The sequence below is a fragment of the Enterobacter sp. D2 genome (assembly GCF_034427575.1).
Classification (GTDB): domain Bacteria; phylum Pseudomonadota; class Gammaproteobacteria; order Enterobacterales; family Enterobacteriaceae; genus Enterobacter; species Enterobacter cloacae_M.
In genome coordinates, this window is the sequence record NZ_JAXQPP010000003.1 from 92,197 (window position 1) to 115,761 (window position 23,565).

The 23,565-nt window shown below is 55.3% G+C and carries 23 protein-coding genes; 11 read left to right on the forward strand and 12 right to left on the reverse strand.

Going from position 1 to position 23,565, the window contains the following annotated elements:
* The first annotated feature begins 167 nt into the window (after positions 1–167).
* From SPG90_RS15880 to SPG90_RS15895, 4 genes are all read left to right on the forward strand, one after another.
* On the forward strand, positions 168–395 hold the full coding sequence (locus SPG90_RS15880; RefSeq protein WP_080298637.1) for a hypothetical protein: 228 nt from the start codon (positions 168–170) through the stop codon (positions 393–395).
* Positions 396–441: 46 nt separating this feature from the next.
* Positions 442–1,812, forward strand: coding sequence for an aromatic amino acid transporter AroP (aroP, locus tag SPG90_RS15885; protein ID WP_045355157.1), 1,371 nt, complete (start codon positions 442–444; stop codon positions 1,810–1,812).
* A gap of 164 nt (positions 1,813–1,976) precedes the next feature.
* Positions 1,977–3,374, forward strand: coding sequence for an MFS transporter (locus SPG90_RS15890; RefSeq protein WP_322408230.1), 1,398 nt, complete (start codon positions 1,977–1,979; stop codon positions 3,372–3,374).
* Between the two features lie 10 nt (positions 3,375–3,384).
* A complete protein-coding gene (locus SPG90_RS15895; protein ID WP_163354413.1) occupies positions 3,385–4,335 on the forward strand; it encodes a family 43 glycosylhydrolase in 951 nt (316 codons plus the stop codon).
* 18 nt (positions 4,336–4,353) lie between these two features.
* Here the strand turns inward: SPG90_RS15895 and ampE are convergent, their stop codons facing one another.
* Complete coding sequence (gene ampE, locus SPG90_RS15900) at positions 4,354–5,208, reverse strand: beta-lactamase regulator AmpE (protein ID WP_023310413.1); 855 nt, start codon at positions 5,206–5,208, stop codon at positions 4,354–4,356.
* A gap of 9 nt (positions 5,209–5,217) precedes the next feature.
* Positions 5,218–5,769 carry a 1,6-anhydro-N-acetylmuramyl-L-alanine amidase AmpD gene (gene ampD / locus SPG90_RS15905; RefSeq protein ID WP_047063877.1) on the reverse strand — a complete coding sequence of 184 codons (552 nt, stop codon included), beginning with the start codon at positions 5,767–5,769 and terminating at the stop codon, positions 5,218–5,220.
* An 87-nt stretch (positions 5,770–5,856) separates the two neighbouring features.
* Here ampD and nadC point away from each other — a divergent pair, with 87 nt between their 5' ends.
* The 4 genes from nadC (at position 5,857) to hofC (ending at position 9,929) form a co-directional block, all read left to right on the forward strand.
* Positions 5,857–6,750 carry a carboxylating nicotinate-nucleotide diphosphorylase gene (gene nadC / locus SPG90_RS15910; protein ID WP_023310411.1) on the forward strand — a complete coding sequence of 298 codons (894 nt, stop codon included), beginning with the start codon at positions 5,857–5,859 and terminating at the stop codon, positions 6,748–6,750.
* A 174-nt stretch (positions 6,751–6,924) separates the two neighbouring features.
* Positions 6,925–7,362: a prepilin peptidase-dependent pilin gene (ppdD, locus tag SPG90_RS15915; RefSeq protein ID WP_023310410.1), complete on the forward strand. Its 438-nt coding sequence runs from the start codon at positions 6,925–6,927 to the stop codon at positions 7,360–7,362.
* 10 nt (positions 7,363–7,372) lie between these two features.
* Complete coding sequence (gene gspE, locus SPG90_RS15920; RefSeq protein WP_322408231.1) at positions 7,373–8,755, forward strand: type II secretion system protein GspE; 1,383 nt, start codon at positions 7,373–7,375, stop codon at positions 8,753–8,755.
* Positions 8,745–9,929 carry a protein transport protein HofC gene (gene hofC, locus SPG90_RS15925; RefSeq protein ID WP_163354410.1) on the forward strand — a complete coding sequence of 395 codons (1,185 nt, stop codon included), beginning with the start codon at positions 8,745–8,747 and terminating at the stop codon, positions 9,927–9,929. Before gspE ends, hofC begins: the two co-directional genes overlap by 11 nt.
* A gap of 43 nt (positions 9,930–9,972) precedes the next feature.
* Here the strand turns inward: hofC and SPG90_RS15930 are convergent, their stop codons facing one another.
* A complete protein-coding gene (locus SPG90_RS15930) occupies positions 9,973–11,016 on the reverse strand; it encodes a GMP reductase (RefSeq protein ID WP_023310407.1) in 1,044 nt (347 codons plus the stop codon).
* A gap of 228 nt (positions 11,017–11,244) precedes the next feature.
* Between SPG90_RS15930 and coaE the strand changes: the two genes are divergently transcribed.
* The 3 genes from coaE to yacG are packed head-to-tail and all read left to right on the forward strand — an operon-like array spanning position 11,245 to position 12,812.
* A complete protein-coding gene (gene coaE / locus SPG90_RS15935) occupies positions 11,245–11,865 on the forward strand; it encodes a dephospho-CoA kinase (protein WP_163354408.1) in 621 nt (206 codons plus the stop codon).
* On the forward strand, positions 11,865–12,608 hold the full coding sequence (zapD, locus tag SPG90_RS15940) for a cell division protein ZapD (RefSeq protein ID WP_045401037.1): 744 nt from the start codon (positions 11,865–11,867) through the stop codon (positions 12,606–12,608). The genes coaE and zapD overlap by 1 nt, the downstream gene beginning before the upstream one ends.
* Before the next feature lie 9 nt (positions 12,609–12,617).
* Positions 12,618–12,812 (forward strand): DNA gyrase inhibitor YacG, encoded by a 195-nt coding sequence (gene yacG, locus SPG90_RS15945; RefSeq protein ID WP_163354404.1) that lies wholly within the window; start codon positions 12,618–12,620, stop codon positions 12,810–12,812.
* A gap of 34 nt (positions 12,813–12,846) precedes the next feature.
* Here the strand turns inward: yacG and mutT are convergent, their stop codons facing one another.
* The 9 genes from mutT to murC all read right to left on the reverse strand — a co-directional run bounded on the left by mutT (position 12,847) and on the right by murC (position 23,563).
* On the reverse strand, positions 12,847–13,239 hold the full coding sequence (gene mutT, locus SPG90_RS15950) for an 8-oxo-dGTP diphosphatase MutT (protein ID WP_023310403.1): 393 nt from the start codon (positions 13,237–13,239) through the stop codon (positions 12,847–12,849).
* Between the two features lie 58 nt (positions 13,240–13,297).
* Entirely contained in the window at positions 13,298–16,003 is a 2,706-nt protein-coding gene (gene secA, locus SPG90_RS15955; protein WP_045401028.1) for a preprotein translocase subunit SecA, read from the reverse strand.
* A gap of 58 nt (positions 16,004–16,061) precedes the next feature.
* On the reverse strand, positions 16,062–16,565 hold the full coding sequence (gene secM / locus SPG90_RS15960; protein ID WP_072254514.1) for a secA translation cis-regulator SecM: 504 nt from the start codon (positions 16,563–16,565) through the stop codon (positions 16,062–16,064).
* 278 nt (positions 16,566–16,843) lie between these two features.
* Positions 16,844–17,761, reverse strand: a complete 918-nt coding sequence (gene lpxC, locus SPG90_RS15965; RefSeq protein WP_010426966.1) for a UDP-3-O-acyl-N-acetylglucosamine deacetylase — start codon at positions 17,759–17,761, stop codon at positions 16,844–16,846.
* A 101-nt stretch (positions 17,762–17,862) separates the two neighbouring features.
* Entirely contained in the window at positions 17,863–19,014 is a 1,152-nt protein-coding gene (gene ftsZ / locus SPG90_RS15970) for a cell division protein FtsZ (protein WP_008501978.1), read from the reverse strand.
* Between the two features lie 63 nt (positions 19,015–19,077).
* Positions 19,078–20,334 (reverse strand): cell division protein FtsA, encoded by a 1,257-nt coding sequence (ftsA, locus tag SPG90_RS15975; protein ID WP_023334508.1) that lies wholly within the window; start codon positions 20,332–20,334, stop codon positions 19,078–19,080.
* A complete protein-coding gene (gene ftsQ / locus SPG90_RS15980; protein WP_023310399.1) occupies positions 20,331–21,173 on the reverse strand; it encodes a cell division protein FtsQ in 843 nt (280 codons plus the stop codon). The genes ftsA and ftsQ overlap by 4 nt, the downstream gene beginning before the upstream one ends.
* A gap of 1 nt (position 21,174) precedes the next feature.
* Positions 21,175–22,095, reverse strand: coding sequence for a D-alanine--D-alanine ligase (locus SPG90_RS15985; RefSeq protein ID WP_047173319.1), 921 nt, complete (start codon positions 22,093–22,095; stop codon positions 21,175–21,177).
* Entirely contained in the window at positions 22,088–23,563 is a 1,476-nt protein-coding gene (gene murC, locus SPG90_RS15990; protein WP_126303571.1) for a UDP-N-acetylmuramate--L-alanine ligase, read from the reverse strand. Before murC ends, SPG90_RS15985 begins: the two co-directional genes overlap by 8 nt.
* Positions 23,564–23,565: the final 2 nt, after the last annotated feature.

A 23,565-nucleotide genomic window follows, 5' to 3' on the forward strand; every position in this document is an offset into this window, starting at 1 on the left:
TTGGTTTTGATTGAAATCAGTAAACCCTGCACATTTTAACAACCTTACAGAAATAACGTTTCAGAAATGTAACTTTGCACAAATGAGTTGATTACTCCCAAAGAGGGAGTTTTAACCATAATGAAACGAGGGTTTTTGCAATCTGAAGCGATTCAACAAGGCAAATAATGAAAATTCGCCCACTTAAGGCGCATTTCTATTCTATAGGTTGGGTCAGGAAGAATAAGCGGGCCGATTTACAAATGCTTTCTTTTTATTCAAGTCGTCATCATCCCTTCATAAAGCAGGTGCATTCGCAGGCGCTTACCACTATTCTTGCGCTTACGGAAGTCATGTCCGCTTTTTTCGGTCTCGTTAACCGTAAAGAAATAAATACAGAATATGGATTTTCATAATTACACACGCACAGCGTGAACATAACAACCACACACGAGGTTTCAAATGGAAGCTCAACAGCACGGCGATCAGCTAAAGCGCGGGCTTAAAAACCGCCATATACAGCTCATCGCACTGGGCGGTGCGATTGGTACCGGCCTGTTTCTGGGCAGCGCATCCGTTATCCAGTCTGCCGGTCCGGGCATTATTTTGGGTTACGCGATTGCGGGTTTCATTGCTTTTCTGATCATGCGCCAGCTGGGTGAAATGGTCGTTGAAGAGCCGGTCGCAGGCTCCTTCAGCCACTTTGCCTATAAATACTGGGGCAGCTTTGCCGGTTTCGCCTCGGGCTGGAACTACTGGGTCCTGTACGTTCTGGTTGCCATGGCTGAGCTTACCGCCGTCGGGAAATACATTCAGTTCTGGTATCCCGAGATCCCAACCTGGGCTTCCGCAGCCGCTTTCTTCGTCATTATCAACGCCATTAACCTGACCAACGTTAAAGTGTTCGGTGAAATGGAGTTCTGGTTTGCCATCATCAAGGTCATTGCCGTAGTGGCGATGATTATCTTCGGCGGCTGGCTGCTGTTCAGCGGCAACGGCGGCCCGCAGGCCACCGTGCGCAACCTCTGGGAACAGGGCGGATTCCTGCCTCACGGTATGACCGGTCTGGTAATGATGATGGCCATCATTATGTTCTCCTTCGGCGGCCTGGAGCTGGTGGGCATCACCGCTGCTGAAGCCGACAACCCGGAGCAAAGCATTCCGAAAGCCACTAACCAGGTTATCTACCGCATTCTGATCTTCTACGTGGGCTCGCTGGCCGTGCTGCTCTCCCTGCTGCCGTGGACGCGCGTGACCGCCGACACCAGCCCGTTTGTGCTGATCTTCCACGAGCTGGGCGACACCTTTGTCGCCAACGCCCTGAACATCGTGGTGCTGACCGCAGCGCTCTCCGTTTACAATAGCTGCGTGTACTGCAACAGCCGCATGCTGTTCGGCCTGGCCCAGCAGGGCAACGCGCCAAAAGCGCTGCTCAACGTCGATAAACGCGGCGTGCCGGTAAACACAATTCTGGTTTCGGCGGTTGTGACCGCGCTGTGCGTGCTCATTAACTACATGGCTCCGGAATCGGCGTTTGGCCTGCTGATGGCGCTGGTGGTCTCTGCCCTGGTCATCAACTGGGCCATGATCAGCCTGGCGCACATGAAGTTCCGCCGCGCCAAGCAGCAGCAGGGCGTCACCACGCGCTTCCCTGCCCTGCTCTATCCGCTGGGTAACTGGATCTGCCTGCTGTTTATGGCAGCCGTGCTGGTGATTATGCTGATCACCCCGGGTATGGCGATTTCCGTCTACCTGATCCCGGTCTGGATTGCGATCCTGGGCGTGGGCTATCTGTTCAGTCAGAAAAGCCGTAATGCCATGAAGGCACACTAAGCCTCTCTTCGCGGCGCCTGCTTTTGCGGGTGCCGCGCGTTGTTACCTCCCTCACACTTTCATGCCCACAGCGCATTTATCCATATCACCGCCCTGATACTGCAACGCATATATTCCTTTGCCAGCAAATAATTCTCTCCATACCGTAAACCGGAGAGCTGTCGATGGATAACAACACACTGTCAGTAAAAGAAAAGATCGGCTATGGGATGGGCGACGCGGGATGCAACATCATCTTCGGCGCCATCATGCTGTTTGTTAACTATTTTTATACGGATATTTTTGGCCTCGCCCCTGCGCTGGTCGGCGTGCTGCTGCTTTCCGTGCGCGTGATTGACGCCGTAACGGACCCGATCATGGGCGCGATTGCTGACCGTACCCGCAGCAAATATGGCCGGTTTCGTCCATGGCTGCTGTGGATCGCCTTCCCCTACGCGCTGTTCAGCATTCTCATGTTCACCACGCCGGAGTGGAGCTATAACAGCAAAGTTATCTATGCGTTTGTCACCTACTTCCTGCTCTCTTTGACCTATACGGCCATCAACATTCCCTACTGCTCGCTGGGCGGGGTGATCACCAACGATCCAAAAGAGCGCGTGGCCTGCCAGTCGTATCGCTTCGTGCTGGTCGGCATCGCCACGCTGCTGCTCTCATTAACGCTGCTGCCGATGGCCGACTGGTTTGGCGGGGATAACAAAGCCAAAGGCTACCAGATGGCGATGACCGTTCTGGCGCTGATTGGGACCTGCATGTTCCTGTTCTGCTTCGCCACCGTGCGCGAGCGCGTGCGTCCGGCGGTACAGACCAACGACGAGCTGAAAAACGATCTGAAAGACGTGTGGAAAAACGACCAGTGGGTACGCATTCTGCTCCTGACCCTGTGCAACGTCTGCCCGGGCTTTATCCGCATGGCGGCCACCATGTATTACGTCACCTGGGTGATGGGCCAAAACACCCATTTCGCCACGCTGTTTATCAGCCTGGGCGTGGTCGGCATGATGCTCGGCAGCGTGCTGGCAAAAGTGCTGACCGACCGCTGGTGTAAGCTCAAGGTCTTCTTCTGGACCAATATCGTTCTGGCGATTTTCTCAACCGCCTTTTATTTCTTCGACCCGAAAGCCACCGTCACCATCGTGGTGCTCTACTTCCTGCTGAACATCCTGCACCAGATCCCGTCTCCGCTGCACTGGTCGCTGATGGCCGACGTGGACGACTACGGCGAGTGGAAGACCGGTAAGCGCATCACCGGGATCAGCTTCTCCGGCAACATCTTCTTCCTGAAGCTGGGGCTGGCGATTGCCGGGGCGATGGTCGGCTTCCTGCTCTCCTGGTACGGTTATGACGCGGGCGCAAAAGCGCAGAGCGCGAACGCCATTAATGGGATCGTGCTGCTCTTTACCGTCATTCCCGGCATTGGATACTTGATTACCGCGGGCGTGGTGCGCCTGCTGAAAGTGGACCGCGAAACCATGAAGCAGATCCAGTCCGATCTGGAAAAGCGTCGCAATAACTACCGCGAGCTGAACGATTATCAGGAACTCAAAGTCGCTGAGACAAAATAAGGAAAGCCGAATGCAAACCTGGCCAAACCCGTTTATTGAACAACGCGCCGATCCGTACATTTTACGCCACGAGGGGCAGTACTATTTTATCGCCTCCGTGCCGGAGTACGACAGGCTGGCAATCCGCCGCGCAGAGTCTCTTGAAGGCTTACGTAATGCCGAAGAAGTGGTGGTCTGGCGCAAGCCCGACACCGGCCCGATGAGCCAGCTGATCTGGGCGCCGGAACTGCATCACATTGACGGGAAGTGGTACATCTATTTTGCTGCGACGCACACCCAGGCGCTCGACGCGCTCGGAATGTTCCAGCACCGTATGTTCGCCATTGAATGTGCCGACGGCGATCCGCTAACCGGCACGTGGGTGGAGAAAGGGCAAATCAAAACGCCTTTCGATACCTTCGCTCTGGACGCCACCACCTTTGTTCATCAGGGGAAACGCTGGTATCTGTGGGCGCAAAAAGCGCCGGACATCACCGGAAACTCCAATCTTTATCTCTGTGAAATGGAGACCCCCTGGACGCTGAAAGGCGAGCCTGTGATGCTCAGCAAGCCGGAGTATGACTGGGAGCGTCGCGGTTTTTGGGTCAACGAAGGCCCGGCGGTGCTGGTTCACGGCGATAAGCTGTTTATCAGCTACTCCGCCAGCGCGACCGACGAGAACTACTGCATGGGTCTACTGTGGATAGACCTGAATGCCGATCCGCAAAATCCGGCAAACTGGCACAAATCCCCGCGTCCGGTGTTCGTTACCAGCTATGAAAATCGCCAGTTCGGCCCGGGGCACAACAGCTTTACGCAAACGCCGGAAGGAGAAGATGTGCTGGTGTATCACGCGCGGAATTACACCGAAATTGAGGGCGACCCGCTGTACGATCCGAATCGCCATACTCGACTGAAGCTCGTCCGCTGGAATGAAAACGGGATGCCTGATTTCGGCATCCCGCCCGCGGATACGCTTTAGCCTTTGCGGCGCGCTGGCCTACACCAGCGTGCCGTAAATCGTCAGCAGCGCCACGATAACCACCACCACAAACGACGTTTTCTTCGCCATGGAGACAGCGGCCTTCGGCGTTTCAATCTTGTCGGTATGCGGCTCACGCGCCAGCGAGAACTGCGCCAGACGCGTTAGCACCTGGTACTGCGACGTATGGCGATCGGCAAGAGAAGCGAACCATGCGGGCAGCGCTTTTTCACCGTGACCAATTAACGCGTACACCACGCCGACCAGACGCACCGGGAGCCAGTCGAGCACGTGCAGGATGGCGTCAATGCCGGACTGCAGGCGTTCATGCGGCGTCAGATAACGGGCAAGCCAGGTCTGCCAGGCGCGCAGGAACGCATATCCCATCAGCAGCACCGGCCCCAGCGGGCCACCCACTACAAACCAGAACAGCGGCGCAAGATAGTAACGGAAGTTAATCCACAGCAGCGCGTTTTGCAGCTCGCGCAGGAATTCGCGCTCGTCGCAGTCCGGCGGCACGCCGTGGATCATCGTCAGCTCGCTCGCCATGGCACCGCGCGCATGGGCATCGTCACGGGAGGCGGCTTTCAGGTATGCGTGATAGTGTAAACGCACCTTGCCTGCGCCAATGCACAGCACCCCAAGCAGGATCCACACCACCAGCAGCGGCACGTTGAAAAAGAGTCCGTACAGCGAGCGCAGGAGCAGGAACGTAATGACCATCACCCCTGCCATCATCAGCAGCGTGCGCAGCATGGAAAAATGCTTAATCCGGCGGAAAAGCACCTCCAGCCGGTGATCCAGATGCCAGTGCTCGCCGAGCTTGAACAGGCGTTCAGCGATGATAACCAGCAGCATCGTAAACAACGTCATGGTATCTCCTTATTCTGACGACGCGGTGAGCATGGCGCGAAACCGGGGCCAGTCAAAGGCCGGGCCGGGATCGGTTTTTCTCTCCGGGGCAATATCGCAGTGCCCGGTAATATTGTCGGCGATAGCCGGGTAGAGTCCGATAAGCGTGCGGGTCACTGCCGCTAGCCGTTGATACTGTGAATCGGTGTAGGGCGTAGTATCCGTGCCTTCCATTTCGATCCCGATAGAAAAATCGTTGCACCGTTCGCGCCCGTGATACATCGACACGCCGGCATGCCAGGCGCGCTTATCAAAGGGAACATACTGAACCACTTCACCATCGCGACGAATCAGGCAGTGAGCCGATACGCGCAGATGTGCAATTTCAGCAAAGAAGGGATGAGCATCGGGATCAATAGTTCCCGTGAATAACGCATCGATCCACGGGCCGCCAAATTCCCCCGGCGGGAGACTAATATTATGAACCACCAGCAGTGTGGGCTTTTCATCCTCCGGGCGGCAATCGTGGTGCGGCGAGGGCACGTGCCGCGCATCCACCAGCCATCCGTTTTCTAACAACATGCTGGAACTCCTTCTGTATGGTGCAATGACTCGGTTCAGAGTAGCATGTTTCAATATTATGATTCGTTACCAATTTGGAGTTTTATCATGCCGCCTCGCCGCTACAACCCCGACCACCGACGTGAAGCGCTTCTGGAACGTATTAATATGGATATTCCGGCAAGCGTCTCCCATGCTTTAAAAGAAGATCTGGGCGGTGACGTTAACGCTGATAAGGATATTACCGCACAATTGTTGCCAAAAGAGACGCGCTCGCACGCGGTCATTATCACCCGTGAAGACGGCGTTTTTTGCGGCAAGCGTTGGGTTGAAGAGGTCTTTACCCAGCTGGCGGGTGATGATGTGCAGATTATCTGGCACGTTGAAGACGGCGATGCAATTACGGCAAACCAGGCGCTGTTTGAACTGGACGGTCCTTCCCGCGTCTTGCTGACCGGCGAACGTACTGCGCTCAATTTTGTACAAACGCTCTCTGGCGTGGCCAGTGAAGTGCATCGCTACGTTGACCTGCTGGCCGGTACCCGCACCCAGCTGCTGGATACCCGCAAAACGCTGCCGGGCCTGCGTACCGCGCTGAAGTATGCGGTGCTCTGCGGCGGCGGCGCTAACCATCGCCTGGGCTTATCCGACGCCTTCCTCATTAAAGAGAACCACATTATTGCCTCTGGCTCCGTGCGTCAGGCGGTGGAGAAAGCCTTCTGGCTGCACCCGGATGTGCCTGTCGAGGTAGAAGTCGAAAGCCTGGAAGAGCTGGAGCAGGCGATTAAGGCCGGGGCCGATATCATCATGCTCGATAACTTCGAAACAGAGCAGATGCGCGAGGCGGTAAAACTGACTAACGGCCGGGCCCAGCTTGAAGTGTCCGGGAACGTCACTTTCGAAACGATCCGTGAATTCGCCGAAACCGGCGTGGATTACATTTCCGTCGGCGCGCTGACCAAACACGTTCGCGCCCTCGACCTCTCAATGCGCTTCAAATAACGCATTCTCCCCTCTCCACCCGGAGAGGGGAATTTCAGCCCCGCTCGCAGATCCACTGTTCTGCCCTGCAACACTGAAAAAATTCTCTGAAGCCTCCTTCCCGTTCCCTTTTTTGCCTCTCGTTTCTGCTCTTTCCCACTGACAAAGTAGCGCCACTTTGCATAAGGAGCAGATATGGACAGACAACAAGGATTCACACTCATTGAGCTGATGGTGGTCATTGGCATCATTGCGATTCTGAGCGCCATCGGCGTTCCCGCCTATCAGAACTACCTGCGCAAGGCGGCGCTGACCGATATGCTGCAAACCTTCGTTCCTTACCGCACGGCCATTGAGCTTTGCGCGCTGGATCACGGTGGCGTGGAGAGCTGCGATGCGGGCAGTAACGGTATCCCCTCTCCCACCACGACACGCTACGTTTCAGGAATGAGCGTGGCGAAAGGGACCGTGACCTTAACAGGACAGGAGAGTCTTAACGGGCTGGAAGTGGTCATGACGCCGCAGTGGAACGACGGTAACGGTATGACGGGCTGGACGCGCGACTGCAACATCAGTGCTGACAGCGCCCTGAAACAGGCCTGCGAAGACGTTTTCCGCTTCGACAATAACTGAGGAGCGGATAATGAATACCGATCAACTCGTGGCGCTTTGTCAGCGCCATCACGCTCTGCTGCTCACCAGCGACAGTGACATGGTCAGCATCGCCGTCGTGGGCAGCCCCGCGGCTGAACTCATGGAGGCGCTGCGCTTCGCGACCCAGAAACGGATTGATATTGAGTGCTGGAGCGCTGAGCGTATGGAAAAACACCGGCAGCTAACGTCACAATCGCATCTGCCCGTCGTTTCGCAAACACACTCGACGGTGGATATCCTCAACCACACGCTGCAGCAGGCAATCAGCCAGCGCGCCTCCGACATTCATATCGAACCAATGGAGCACGCATGCCAGATCCGTTTACGCATCGACGGGGTTCTTTGTCCCCAGCCTCCGCTTTCCGCCTCGCAGGCAAGCCTGTTCAGCGCTCGTTTAAAGGTGCTGGGTAATCTGGATATTGCTGAACGTCGTTTACCTCAGGACGGTCAGTTTACGATTGAGCTGGCAAACGCGCCGGTCTCGTTTCGGATCGCAACGCTTCCCTGCAACGGTGGTGAGAAAATTGTGCTGCGTCTGCTGCATCAGGTTCAGCAGGCTCTTGAGCCGAAAGCGCTTGGTATGAGCGCAGAACAACTGGCCTGTTTTAATGAGGTCCTCCACCAGCCGCAGGGGCTGTTTCTGGTCACCGGCCCTACCGGCAGCGGCAAAACCGTGACGCTGTACAGCGCGCTGCAGGCGCGTAACACCCCCGACGTCAACATCTGTAGCGTAGAGGATCCCATTGAGATCCCCCTTGCGGGATTAAACCAGACGCAGATTAATCCCCGGGCGGGTTTAACATTCCAGAGCGTGTTAAGGGCGCTGCTACGTCAGGATCCCGACATCATTATGGTCGGCGAAATCCGTGACGGCGAAACGGCAGAAATTGCCATTAATGCCGCTCAGACCGGTCATCTGGTGCTGTCAACGCTGCACACCAACTCAACGACGGAAACCCTGATTCGCCTGGAGCAGATGGGCGTTGCGCGCTGGATGATATCTTCCGCGCTGTCGATGGTGATTGCCCAGAGACTGGTCCGGCGTTTGTGTCCGCACTGTCGCCGGGAAGCCAGCGAGCATGCTGAATTACCGCGCGCCGTATGGTCCAGACCGCTTCCACGCTGGCAGCCCACAGGCTGCGATCGCTGTTATCACGGTTTTTATGGCCGCGTGGCCATTTTTGAAGTGCTGGCGATCGACAATGCCCTGCGTCAGGCCATTGCCAGCGGGGCGGGAATCGAAGTGATAGAGGCGAGTGCCCGGCAGGCGGGAATGATTTCTCTTTTTGAGCACGGCTGCATGGCCGTAGAACAAGGGCTGACCACGATCGAAGAGCTGGTGCGCGTGCTGGGAATGCCGGATGGCTGCTAATCAGCTCTGGCGCTGGCGAGCGCTCACCAAAGAAGGAGAACCCCGAAGCGGAACACTCTGGGCCACAGACCGCACTGCCGCCTTCACCAGGCTGATGCGTAGCGATCTCCATCCTCTGGCGCTGACCCGATGCGCTCAGCGACACCGCTGGCAGCAGCATCACTGCTGCGAGATGTTTCGCCAGCTCGCAACGCTTCTGCAGGCGGGGCTGACGTTATCCCATAGCCTGCAGATGCTGGTAGAGCAACATCCGTTAAAACCGTGGCAGGCGCTGCTGCAAAGCATTGCCGATGAGCTCAGTGAGGGATCCCCCTTTTCTGAGTCGCTAAAAAAGTGGCCAGCGGTGTTTAGCCCACTGCATGTCTCTATGGTGAAAACCGGTGAGCTCACAGGAAAACTGGAGGAGTGCTGCCGTCAGCTCGCGCAGCAGCAAAAAGCGCAGCAGCAGCTCAGAGAGAAGGTGAAAAAGGCCCTACGCTACCCGGCGATCGTCCTTACGCTGGCCGTACTCGTGGTGCTGGCGATGGTCATTCTGGTCTTGCCCGAGTTTGCCGCGATCTACAAAACGTTTAACACGCCGCTCCCGATGCTGACGCAAATGGTCATGGGGATGGCCGCATTTATCCAGTCCTATGCCCTCGCGTTGTTCGCCGCGTTATTAACGCCCTTAGCCGCCGCCTGGGCACTGCGACACAACCCTCGCTGGCAGCGCATGCTGATGCACATACCCGTGATGGGCGCGCTGGCAAAAGGCCAAAAACTGGGACACATCTTTACCGTGCTGTCACTCACGCAGCAGGCAGGGATCCCCTTTTTACAGGGTCTGGAGAGCGCAGAGGAGACCGTTGAAAGTTGTTACTGGCAGGGAATACTCCACAGCGTTCGGGAGGACATTGAAAAAGGTCTCCCCGTCTGGTCATCCTTTCAGAAAGCGGCCATCTTTACCCCGCTGTGTATTCAGCTTTTACGAACCGGTGAAATGTCAGGTGCGCTGGACATCATGCTGGCAAATCTCGCCCGGCACCACACGGAACAGACCTTTCAACGGGCAGATAATCTGGCGGCACTTCTCGAGCCAGTGCTTCTGATTGTGACAGGGGTCATCATCGGCACGCTGGTAGTGGCAATGTATCTGCCGATTTTCCATCTGGGGGATGCGATGAGCGCGGGGTAGTGCTGAACAGCGCTGGCGCACGGGCATGCGCCAGCAGAAGCCATTACAGGCTGTTGAATACGCGGTTTTCCTGTTCCTGAACGCGAATAAACGTCGTACGTTTAGTCAGCTCTTTCAGGCGGGATGCCCCAACGTAGGTGCAGGCCGAGCGCAGGCCGCCGAGGATATCGCGCGCGGTGTATTCAACCGGGCCACGCAGAGGCAGCTTCACGGTTTTACCTTCCGCCGCACGGTATTTTGCCACGCCACCGACGTGACGGGTCATCGCGGATTCAGAGCTCATGCCGTAGAACAGCATAAATTTCTCGCCGTTCTCTTCAACAACGGTACCACCGCTCTCTTCGTGGCCTGCCAGCATACCGCCGAGCATCACGAAGTCGGCGCCGCCGCCGAAGGCTTTCGCAACGTCGCCCGGCATGGTACAGCCGCCATCGCTGATGATCTGACCGCCCAGACCGTGCGCCGCATCGGCGCATTCAATGACGGCGGAAAGCTGCGGATAACCGACGCCGGTTTTGACGCGGGTCGTGCACACGGAGCCCGGGCCAATACCCACTTTCACGATATCTGCACCGGAAAGGATCAGCTCTTCACACATTTCACCGGTCACCACGTTGCCTGCGATGATGGTTTTCGTCGGCCAGGCTTCACGCGCCTTGCTGACGAACTGCACGAAGTGTTCGGAGTAACCGTTCGCCACGTCAATACAAACGAAGTTGAGCGCCGGGTTAGCGTTCAGGATCTGTTTGGTCTTCTCGAAATCGGCATCGGAAGTGCCGGTAGAAACCATCACATGCTTCACCACGTCAGCAGACGCGGACGCAACAAACGCATTCCACTCTTCAGGGCTGTAATGTTTGTGCACGGCGGTAAGAATGTCGAACTGTGCCAGGGCGGTTGCCATCTCAAAGGTTCCCACAGTATCCATGTTGGCGGCGATGATCGGCACGCCAGACCAGGTCTGACCGGAATGCTTAAAGGTGAACTGACGTTCGAGTTCAACGTCTGAGCGACTTTTCAGTGTAGAGCGTTTAGGGCGGATAAGAACGTCTTTGAAACCTAACTTCAGATCTTCTTCGATACGCATGTGCGGATTCCTGGGGTTAGAGGCAAATATGTTAAAAGCACAACTCCAGTGACGTTATCATACGCACTAATACCTGCTCCGCAAGACTGCGAAATTCTCTTTTTTTACGCTACAATCCTATAAATTTACCTGGTAAAAAGCCGGTAAACAGGACCAAACAGTTTCTGGCGCACCTAAGAGTTTTAATCAACTGATTTTAATAATGAATAATTCCCAGGATTTGAATTAATGGGGTATATCGTCGCATTAACCGGCGGCATCGGTAGTGGCAAAAGTACCGTTGCGGACGCGTTCTCTCGTTTGGGTATCACGATTATTGATGCCGATATCATTGCCCGCCAGGTGGTAGAACCCAATACACCCGCGCTAAAGTTCATCGCAGAACATTTTGGTCAGACAGTCATCAATGCCGATGGCACACTGAATCGCCGTCAGCTTCGCGAATGCATTTTTTCTGATTCTGCGGAAAAAGCCTGGCTTAATGCCCTGCTCCACCCCATCATCCACCAGGAAACTCAGCGTCAGATAGCCGCAGCCCGCTCGCCCTATGTCCTGTGGGTGGTTCCGCTACTGGTTGAAAATCAGCTGCATAAGAAAGCCGATCGTGTGCTGGTGATTGATGTCGCACCCGAAACGCAAATCCAGAGAACCATGGCGCGCGATCGCGTCTCGCGGGAGCATGCTGAACAAATTCTTGCCGCTCAGGCTACGCGCGCTCAGCGTCTTGCCGTGGCGGATGATGTTATTGATAATAACGGCGCACCAGATGCCATTGCATCGGATGTTGCCCGTCTGCACGCGCAGTATCTGACGTTCGCCGCGCAGGCCGTTGCACAGGAAAAACCATAATGTCGACACACATTCTTTTTGAGCATCCGCTCAACGAAAAAATGCGCACCTGGCTGCGTATTGAATTTCTTATTCAACAACTTTCACAACATCTGCCGGTTAACGATCATGCCACCGCATTGCACTTCTTCCGCAACGTAGGCGATCTGCTGGATGTGATTGAACGCGGTGATGTCCGCACAGAATTACTCAAAGAGCTGGAGCGCCAGCAGCGTAAATTGCAGGCATGGACAGAAGTCCCCGGCGTAGATAAGAGCCGTATCGACGCGCTCCGCCAGCAGTTGAAAAGCAGTAGCGCCATCCTGATGGCCGCGCCGCGCGTCGGACAGTTTTTGCGCGAAGACCGCCTGATTGGTCTGGTGCGCCAGCGCCTGAGCATCCCTGGCGGCTGCTGTAGCTTCGACCTGCCGACGCTGCATATGTGGCTACATATGCCACAGGCTCAGCGTGACGCGCAGGTGAACAGCTGGCTGGCAAGCCTGGAGCCTATGCACCAGACGCTGTCGCTGATCCTCGACCTGATACGTAACTCTGCGCCGTTCCGCAAGCAAACCAGCCTGAATGGTTTCTACCAGGATAACGGTGATGATGCCGATCTTCTGCGCCTGAATTTATCGCTTGGCGAACAGCTTTACCCGCAGATTTCCGGGCATAAGAGCCGTTTTGCGATTCGCTTTATGCCGCTGGACAGTGAAAATGGCACCGTGCCGGAACGTCTCGATTTTGAACTGGCCTGTTGTTAAGGAGTGCCAATGTCTGATGTCACCACCGTAAGCTGCCCGACCTGCGGCAAGACCGTTGTATGGGGCGAAGTGAGTCCGTTCCGCCCATTCTGCAGCAAGCGCTGCCAGCTCATTGATCTGGGCGAATGGGCGGCGGAAGAGAAACGCATTCCAAGCAAAGGCGATCTCTCGGACAGCGATGACTGGAGCGAAACCCAGCAGTAATCTGTAAAGCCTGCTGGCGCTTCGCCTGGCAGGCCTACGGTTGTGCGACTAACCGCAGGATCACGGGCTCATTAGCTGGCGGGAATTTTTCTGCATCACTTGCCTGAAGTTCCACCCAGTTACCCGGCTGTCCCTCTTTTCCCCAGGGTTCACCTTCCCAGTTTTCCACTAGCCAGAACCACAGCGTGATGTGCCTGTCAGGAAACTGGTACTCAAGCTTATCAAACAGCGTTGCGCCAAGCGGCGTGATCCCCACCTCTTCCTGAAGCTCCCGAACCAGCGCCTCTTCCGGCGTTTCACCTGACTCGATTTTACCGCCCGGAAACTCCCACTTGTTCGCCATATGGGCGTCGGCAGCGCGCTGGGTGATAAAGATTTGGTTTTGCGGGTTGCGAATAATCCCGACGGCAATTTGCAGTATTTTCATATTGTCACTTCCATAAAAAAGGCGCAGATATCTGCGCCTTTTTGTTTTTTTTATGAATTTAGCTCAGACGGCCGTGGCACGCCTTGTACTTTTTACCGGAACCACACGGGCACGGATCGTTACGACCCACTTTACGATCGCCGGTCTGCGCGGCGATCGCCGCTGCGGCTTCGCTGTCGTCGGTCTGATGACTCAGCTGCTGCATTTGTGCCAGACGCTCGGCTTCTTCACGACGCTGCTGCTCCATCGCTTCCACCTCTTCCGGCATGCGCACCTGAACCTTGCTCAGGGTGCTGATCACTTCGTACTTCAGTGATTCCAGCATAGACGCGAACATGGAGAAGGATTCACGCTTGTATTCCTGCTTCGGATCTTTCTGCGCATAGCCACGCAGGTGAATACCCTGACGCAGATAGTCCATCGCCGCCAGGTGCTCTTTCCACAGGGAGTCCAGGGTCTGCAGCATCACGCCTTTTTCGAAGTGACGCATCATTTCAGCGCCAACAACCTCTTCCTTACGCTTGTAGACGTCCAGCGCGGTTTCAAAGATACGTTCACGAAGGGTCTCTTCGTGCAGCTCAGGCTCTTTATCCAGCCACTCTTTGATTGGCAGATCGAGGTCAAAGTCATTTTTCAGACGTTCCTGCAGGCCTTCGATATCCCACATCTCTTCCAGAGACTGCGGTGGAATATGCGCGTCGATGGTGGCTTTAAACACATCTTCACGAATGCTGTTGATGGTTTCGCTCACGTCGGACACGTCCAACAGTTCGTTACGCTGGGTGTAGATCGCACGACGCTGATCGTTAGCCACATCATCATATTCCAGCAGCTGCTTACGAATATCAAAGTTGCGGCTTTCCACTTTACGCTGTGCGTTAGCGATCGCTTTGGTCACCCACGGGTGCTCAATGGCTTCGCCTGGTTTCATCCCCAGCTTACGCATCATGCCGGACACGCGGTCAGAGGCGAAAATACGCATCAGCGCATCTTCCATAGACAGGTAGAAGCGGGATGAACCGGCATCACCCTGACGACCCGCACGGCCACGCAGCTGGTTATCGATACGACGAGACTCGTGACGCTCTGTACCGATGATGTGCAGACCGCCGGAAGCCAGAACGGCGTCATGACGAACCTGCCAGTCGGCTTTGATCTGCGCAATCTGTTCTGGCGTTGGGTTTTCCAGCTCCGCCACTTCAGCCTGCCAGCTACCACCCAGCATAATATCGGTACCACGACCCGCCATGTTGGTGGCGATGGTTACGGCAGCCGGATAACCCGCCTGCGCAACAATGTCCGCTTCTTTGGCGTGGAATTTGGCGTTCAGAACGTTGTGTTTGATACCCGCTTTAGTCAGCTCGTGAGAAACCACTTCGGATTTCTCGATGGAGATGGTCCCCACCAGAACCGGCTGACCATTCGCAGTACGGTCGCGAATATCTTCGATGATCGCCTGAATTTTTTCCGCTTCGGTCATGTACACCAGGTCCGGCATATCCTTACGGATCATTGGACGGTTGGTTGGAACGACCACGGTATCCAGCTTGTAGATGGAGCTGAATTCAAACGCTTCGGTATCAGCAGTACCGGTCATCCCCGCCAGCTTCTCATACAGACGGAAGTAGTTCTGGAAGGTGATAGACGCCAGCGTCTGGTTTTCATTCTGAATATCCACACCTTCTTTGGCTTCCACAGCCTGGTGCAGACCGTCAGACCAGCGACGTCCCTGCATGGTACGGCCGGTGTGTTCATCGACGATGATCACTTCGCCGTCTTTAACGATGTAATCGACGTCGCGGGTGAACAGCGCGTGGGCGCGCAGTGCAGCGGTCACGTGGTGCATCAGCATGATATTGCTCGGAGAGTACAGGGACTCGCCCTCTTCCATGATGCCTTCAGCGACCAGCAGCTCTTCAATTTGCACCAGACCACGCTCGGTCAGGTTCACCTGGCGCGCTTTTTCATCTACGGAGAAGTGGCCTTCACCCTGGAAGGTATCCGAGTCCTCTTTCTCCTGACGCAGCAGGTGTGGAATGATTTTGTCGACTTTACGGTACATCTCGGAGCTGTCTTCAGCCGGGCCGGAGATGATCAGCGGAGTACGCGCTTCATCGATCAGGATGGAGTCAACCTCATCCACCAGCGCATAGTGCAGCTTACGCTGTACGCGCTCTTCCGGGCTGAACGCCATGTTGTCACGCAGGTAGTCGAAGCCGTATTCGTTGTTGGTGCCGTAAGTGATGTCCGCGTTATACGCTTCGCGCTTGGCTGGCGCAGGCAGGCCGGACATGTTGATACCGACGGTCATACCGAGGAATTCGAACAGTGGGCGGTTGTTTTCGGCGTCACGCTGCGCCAGATAGTCGTTGACGGTAACGACGTGAACGCCTTTACCGGTCAGCGCGTTCAGGTAAGCCGGCAGCGTTGCGGTCAGGGTTTTACCTTCACCGGTACGCATTTCCGCGATGCAGCGCTCGTTGAGCACCATACCACCCAGCAGCTGAACGTCGAAGTGACGCATGCCGAATACGCGCTTACTCGCTTCGCGCACGACAGCAAACGCTTCCGGGATCAGGCTTTCTAAGGTTTCGCCTTTTTCCAGACGCGCACGGAATTCCGCCGTTTTCGCTTTCAGCTCGTCATCAGAGAGCTTCTCCATCGCCGGTTCCATACCGTTGATGACGGCAACAGCTTTGCGCATACGGCGCAGGGTACGATCGTTACGACTACCAAAAACTTTAGTTAACAATTTGATTAGCATAATAAATTCTCAAACGCCCCAGTATGGGCAGATAAATTAAGGTATTGAAAAAGTTAATTTAGCTGAGGCGCTGCGGCCCGGCGCGAATGCCGTGGACCTGGCTAATCCAGGTTGAAACAGAGAATGAAACAGGTGAAACAAACGCACGCTGCGTTGTCTGACGAACCATGACCGGCGGCTGGCTGTCCTGCGTAAGCAGCGCGTTGAGCGTGTCCAGCAGGGCAAGATGCTGAGCCTGCACCGGCAGCGCCTCTTCCGCAACAGGCATGGCCTGCGGTGCCATCGCGAAGGACAGATGGCGGATAACCGTGCGGATAGCGTGCTGGTGCCAGTAATCGACGGAGAAGTTTGGGCGGCGGTTGGCTTCAAGCCACGCGAGGTTAGTGAAGTTAACCCGCGAGTTGAGATCGTGTTTGGTGGTGGAGGTTTTTGCGGGCGTCGCCGCTTCAGCACTGTTGCTGAGCGCAGGCAAGCCGAAACTCGCCGCGACCATCCCTAATAAGAGATGCGGCCAGAAGTAACGTCTGCCAAATTGTCGCCAGCGCGTCAGTATTCCGCTCACCTGCTCCACCCAATAAGCCAGCCTTGCAGAGGCTGAGTTCAGTTATTCTTTTTAGCGCCCAGATAGTACCACTAAAGCCAATATACATCAGCAGGAATGAGGTGCCGCCGCGGGGAAAAACGGTCAAGAATGCAGCTAACACACACATTTTCTGCGTAAGACAAACGAGAGATAACGCTGGGGCAAACTAAGAAGGGTAAAAATAAAAACGACTGGTCTCCCTGGTCGGAGAGAGTACCAGGTTAACCAGTCGATTTTTTACGAAACGGCGTGAACCGTTACGCCAGAACCATGTTTGGCGCTTTGAAAGCCAGCGGCAGTTCTGCTTCGTCTTCGAAGGTCACATATTCCCAGGCTTCCTGTTTTGCCAGGACGGCCTGCAACAGTTTGTTGTTCAGCGCATGACCGGATTTGAACGCGGTAAATGCACCAATGATGTTGTGACCACACATGAACAGGTCGCCGATAGCATCCAGCATTTTGTGACGAACGAATTCATCTTCGAAACGCAGGCCGTCTTCGTTCAGTACGCGATAATCGTCAACAACGATGGCACAATCGAAGCTGCCGCCCAGGCACAGGCCGCGGGACTGCAGATATTCGATATCACGCATGAAGCCAAATGTACGGGCTCGGCTGATCTGGCGCATAAACGCATCAGCAGAGAAGTTCATCGCATAGCGTTGAGTGCTGGAATCAATCGCCGGATGGTTAAAGTCGATGGTAAAGTCCAACGAGAAACCATTGTACGGTTTGAATTCAGCCCACTTGTCGCCATCTTCGACGCGAACGGTCTCTTTGATGCGTACAAATTTCTTCGCGCAGTTCAGTTCTTCGATGCCGGCATCCAGCAACAGATAGACGAACGGTGCAGCACTGCCATCCATAATCGGGATTTCTGGCGCATCGACTTCAACAATAATGTTGTCGATACCCAGACCCGCCAGGGCGGCGTTCAGGTGCTCTACGGTAGAAATCCGCACGTCATGCTCGTTCACCAGACAAGTACAGAGCATAGTATCACGCACAGATTTGGCATCGGCCGGAAAATCTACCGGTGGATTCAAGTCGGTGCGACGATAGATGACCCCGGTATTGGCCGGCGCAGGGCGTAACGTCAGCGTGACTTTCTTGCCGGTATGTAAACCGACACCCGTCGCCTGAACGATACGTTTAAGTGTCCTTTGTTTGATCATCGTATAATCTCGCCAAATTAACTATCCAACCGAGAGTGTATATCACTAACGGTGGGCCAGTTTAGCACAAAGAGCGCAAATCCCCTAATTCCAGCCAATTCTTAGTCAGCTTGCTTACGCAGGAACGCCGGGATATCCAGATAATCTGGCTCTTTCGCCGTTTGCGGCGTTGGGTCGTTCACCACTTTTGCGGCCGGTTTCTGCTCCTGAGTCAGAGGAGACATACCGTGCTGCTGGTAACGATCCATTACCGGTTGCTGAGTCTGCTTGTTGGTCACCAGGGTGATCTCAGGACGTTTGTCCATACCGATACCGGTCGCAACAACGGTAACACGCAGCTCGTCGTTCATTTCAGGGTCAAGGGAAGTACCGATTACCACGGTAGCGTTGTCAGAGGCGAACGCACGGATGGTGTTACCCACGGTTTCGAACTCATCCAGGCGCAGGTCAAAGCCAGCGGTAATGTTGACCAGCACGCCGCGCGCACCAGACAGATCGATATCTTCCAGCAGTGGAGAAGAGATAGCCATTTCAGCCGCTTCTTCTGCACGGTCTTCACCGCTGGCCACGCCAGAGCCCATCATCGCGTAGCCCATTTCGGACATCACGGTGCGAACGTCTGCAAAGTCAACGTTCATCAGGCCAGGACGGGTAATCAGTTCAGCGATACCCTGAACCGCGCCTTTCAGCACGTCGTTTGCTGCACCGAATGCGTCCAGCAGGGAGATACCGCGACCCAGAACTTTCAACAGTTTGTCGTTAGGGATGGTGATCAGCGAGTCCACATGCTTGGACAGCTCGGTGATACCCTGCTCCGCGAAGGCCATACGCTTCTTGCCTTCAAAGTTGAAAGGCTTGGTCACGACAGCAACGGTCAGGATACCTAAATCTTTTGCCACTTCAGCCACAACAGGTGCTGCGCCGGTACCGGTACCGCCACCCATGCCTGCTGCGATGAAGACCATGTCCGCACCTTCCAGTGCAGCGCGCAGCGCTTCACGATCTTCTTCAGCCGCATTGCGACCGACTTCCGGGTTAGCCCCTGCTCCCAGCCCTTTGGTGATACCACCGCCGATCTGGATAGTCTGGCCTACAGCCGTCTTACGCAGTGCCTGCGCATCGGTGTTAACTGCGAAGAATTCAACACCTTCAATGCGTTCACGCACCATATGCTCTACGGCGTTACCGCCGCCGCCACCGACGCCGATGACTTTAATCACCGCGTCGTTGGTCAGTTCCATAGGTTCAAACATAATTTCTCTCTCCGTTGTGCCTGTCGCCCGAGACCGCTAATTCTCTCCGGTCTCTTAAAAAAATTAAAATTCTTTTCGCAACCAGTTGTTCAGTCGTTTGACCCACGACCCCACTGAGACGCGTTTTTCCACTTCTGCTTCACCACTGAGATGAGATTCCTTCCCGTAGTGGAGCAGGCCCACAGCCGTTGAATAATACGGCTCCTGAGCATAATCCGTTAAACCAGTGATATTCAGCGGCGCACCAATACGAACCTGCGTATGGAACACCCGCTGAGCACAGGCCGCAAGACCTTCAATTTGCGCTGCACCGCCGGTTAATACAATCCCCGCCGCAAGATGATGTTTAACGCCCTGCTGACGAAGCTGTTCCTGTAACTGTAAAATCTCTTCGTTGACCAGGTTGAGCAGCTCGGTATAGCGCGGCTCAATGACCTCTGCCAACGTCTGGCGCTGCAGGCTACGCGGTGGACGACCACCGACGCTCGGCACTTCAACGCTCTCATCTTTGCCAACGATAGACCCCAGCGCACAGCCGTGGCGCACTTTAATCGCTTCTGCATCGCTCGGCGGCGTACCAAAAGCGTAAGCAATATCGCTGGTTACAACGTTCCCGGCATAAGGGATCACTTTCGTGTGGCGCAACGCACCGCCGGTATACACGGCGATATCCATTGTACCACCACCAATATCGACCACACAGACACCCAGTTCACGTTCATCTTCGGTCAGCACGGAATAACTGGCCGCCAGACCGGCGAAAATAAGTTGGTCAACTTTCAGGCCACAACGTTCAACGGCTTTTACAATGTTCTTCGCCATATCGTTGTGACATGTGATCAGGTGCACTTTTGCCTGCATACGTACGCCAGAAAGACCGACCGGGTTCTTGATCCCTTCCTGGTAGTCAATCGCATATTCCTGCGGAATGACATGCAGCACGCGATGTTCGTCGCGGACACGCACGGATTTCGCCGTGTGCACAACGTTTTCAACGTCTTCCTGCGTCACTTCTTCTTCGGAAATCGGCACCATACCGATTTCGTTCTGGCAGCTAATGTGCTTGCCAGAAAGGGCCAGATAGACAGAAGAAATCTGGCAATCTGCCATCAGTTCAGCCTGATCGATGGCGCGCTGAACGCATTTCACCACCGATTCAAGATCGTTTACCCCACCTTTATCCATACCACGGGACGGGCAACTGCCTACGCCAATGATATTGACCATACCGTCGGGCAGAACTTCCCCTACTAAAGCGGCAACCTTCGCGGTGCCAATCTCCAGTCCAACTACCAGTTTTCTGTCCGTCGCCTTGATCATTGTTGTTCTGCCTGTACCTGTGCCTGATTCTGTTGCTGATTAGGTTCCTCGACCGGAGCCGGTACCCAACCGACTGCTGCGCCTGAGTCATAGCGCAAATCAACGTAGCTTATCCGTTTGCCGTCAGTCTGTGCCTGCTGCTGTAAAACCGGGTAAAGTTCGACAAAACGCGCCAGACGCTTCATTGTGTCGCCGCGTCCCAGGTTGAGCTTAATGCCGTTTGTTAACGTCAGCTGCCAGGAACGGCGCGCCGTCATGGCTGCATCTTTTAACGTAAACCTGTCCTTCGCCAGCACCTGACCCATTTCGCGAAAACCCTGTAATACTTCGTTTTCGCTACCTTCCGGGCCATACAACATCGGTAAATTTTGCTTGTTGACACGATCGGCCGGGACGCTGAAGGAATTTCCGTCTGCGTCAACCATGTGCTGATCATTCCAACGCGCAATGGGCACATATTCAACCAGATGAATCTTCAATTCATCAGGCCATTGCTTTCTTACGCTCGCCTGTTTTATCCATGGCAGACGTTCTATCTGGCTCTGGATAATATTGACGTCCTGCGTCATAAAGGTGCCAGGTGAGCCCAGTGCCAGTATTGACTGGCGAATATCGTCGTTACGCGTGTAGTGACGCTCACCGGTGACCACCAGCTTAGAAAGCGGCAACCGCTGTGCATCTTCCATCCAGCCCAGGACCATCCAGCCGCTGATAAACACGGTGCACAGCACCCCGAGCAGGAAAATGATGCCTGCAAGACGCGTTCCATTACTGCGGCGTGAAGAGGCGTATTCGTCCTCGTCATCGCGGTTGCGCGTGTTCAATGCAGCCTGAGACATATCAGCCCGCCTGGTCCAGAATGCGTACGACTAACTGCGAGAAGCTCATCCCCGCCTGACGCGCGGCCATCGGCACAAGGCTGTGGCTGGTCATTCCCGGAGAGGTATTCGCTTCCAGCAGATAAAATTGTCCATCGCTGTCCTGCATCACGTCGATGCGTCCCCAGCCACGGCAACCCAGAACATGCCAGGCTTTAAGCACCAGGGACTGTAAATCGGCTTCACGCTCAGCTTCAAGACCACAAGGGCAGAAATATTGCGTCTCATCAGAGAGATACTTCGCCTCATAATCATAGAAGGTTCCGGCCGGTTGGATACGGATTGACGGTAAAATTTCTTCGCCAAGCATCGCGACGGTAAATTCCGGCCCGCTGAGCCATTTTTCAATCAGAACTTCTTCATCATGTTGAAATGCCAGCGCTAAAGCGGACGAAAGATCTTCAGCTTTATCGACTTTGGACATTCCCACGCTGGAGCCTTCCCGGCTGGGCTTTACAATAACCGGTAAGCCTAGCTCAGCAATGCGTGCATTAACGCTATCCGACAGGCCCAATTCAAATTCGCGACGCGTCAGCGCTACCCATGGCGCAACGGGTAACCCTGCCCCCTGCCACAGCAGCTTGCTGCGCAGTTTATCCATAGAGATAGCGGAAGCCATCACGCCGCTGCCGGTGTACGGCAGGCCGATCAGATCCAGAAGTCCCTGCAGGGTGCCGTCTTCACCGCCGCGACCATGCAAAGCGATAAAGACTTTATCGAAGCCCATGGCTTTTAATTGCGTCACGTCGACCTCTTTTGGGTCAACCAGGTGCGCATTGACGCCACCTTCGCGCAGGCCCGCCAGCACAGCCGCGCCGGAATTCAGGGAAACCTCGCGCTCGGCGGAGATGCCGCCAGACAGGACAGCAATCTTATCAGCCATGATGCTCATCCTCCTGGGTTTGCGGCTTCAGTTTGATTTCAGCTAAGGTACGGGCGATTTTGCCGATATTTCCCGCGCCCTGAATCAGAATCAAATCGTTACCCGTCAGGACCGGTGCCAGAATTTCCGCCACCTGTGCAGGGTCAGAAACCAGAATAGGGTCAACTTTACCGCGTCCACGGATGGTACGACACAGGGAACGGCTGTCAGCACCCGGAATCGGAGTCTCGCCTGCGGCGTACACGTCCAGCATTAACAGGGTGTCTACCTGTGACAGGACGCTGGCGAAATCGTCGTACAGATCGCGCGTACGCGTGAAGCGGTGCGGCTGGAAGATCATCACCAGATTTTTGTCAGGCCAACCTGCACGCGCGGCTTTAATGGTGGCGTCCACTTCGGTCGGATGGTGGCCGTAGTCGTCCACCAGCATCGCTGTGCCGGCTTTACCGTTAACGGCGTTCAGCGGGAATTCACCGAGAAAGTCGAAACGACGGCCGGTGCCCTGGAAGCTTTCCAGCGCGCGCAGAATCGCATCATCATCAATGCCTTCTTCCGTCGCGACGGCCACTGCCGCTGCGGCATTGAGGGCATTATGGCGCCCTGGCGCATTCAGCGTGACGTGCAGCAGCTCTTTGTCCTGACGCGCCAGAGTGAAATGCCCCTGCGCACCAATCTGTTTGTACTCTTCCACGCGGACGTCAGCGTCTTCGCTGAAGCCGTAAGTGGTGATTTGACGACCCACGCGCGGCAGCAGCTCGCGGATCACCGGATCGTCAACGCACATCACCGCGCGTCCGTAGAAAGGCAGGTTGTGCAGGAAGTTGATGAAGGTCTGCTTTAAGTTCTCGAAGTCGCCCTGGTAGGTATCCATATGGTCAGCTTCGATGTTAGTGACAATCGCCACCATCGGCTGCAGGTGCAGGAACGACGCGTCGCTCTCATCCGCTTCAGCAATCAGGTAACGGCTGTGGCCCAGACGCGCATGTACGCCCGCTGCTTTGACCAGACCGCCGTTGACGAACGTCGGGTCGAGACCCGCTTCCGCATAAATACTGGAGACCATCGCCGTGGTCGTGGTTTTACCGTGGGTCCCGGCAATGGCGATGCCGTGACGGAAACGCATCAGTTCCGCCAGCATTTCTGCACGGCGGATCACCGGAATACGCGCTTCGTGCGCGGCAACGATTTCCGGGTTGTCAGAGGAGATAGCGCTTGAGACCACCACCACGCTCGCATCGCGCACGTTTTCCGGGCGATGGTTGAAATAGATAGTCGCCCCAAGCGACGCCAGCTGCTGCGTTACAGGGTTTGGCGCCAGGTCAGACCCGCTGATCTGATAGCCTTCGTTAGCTAACACTTCGGCAATACCGCCCATGCCAGCACCACCGATGCCAACAAAGTGAATGTGCCGGACGCGACGCATCTCGGGCACGATTGAACGCAGTTTTGCCAGTTGTTGTGTATTCATTC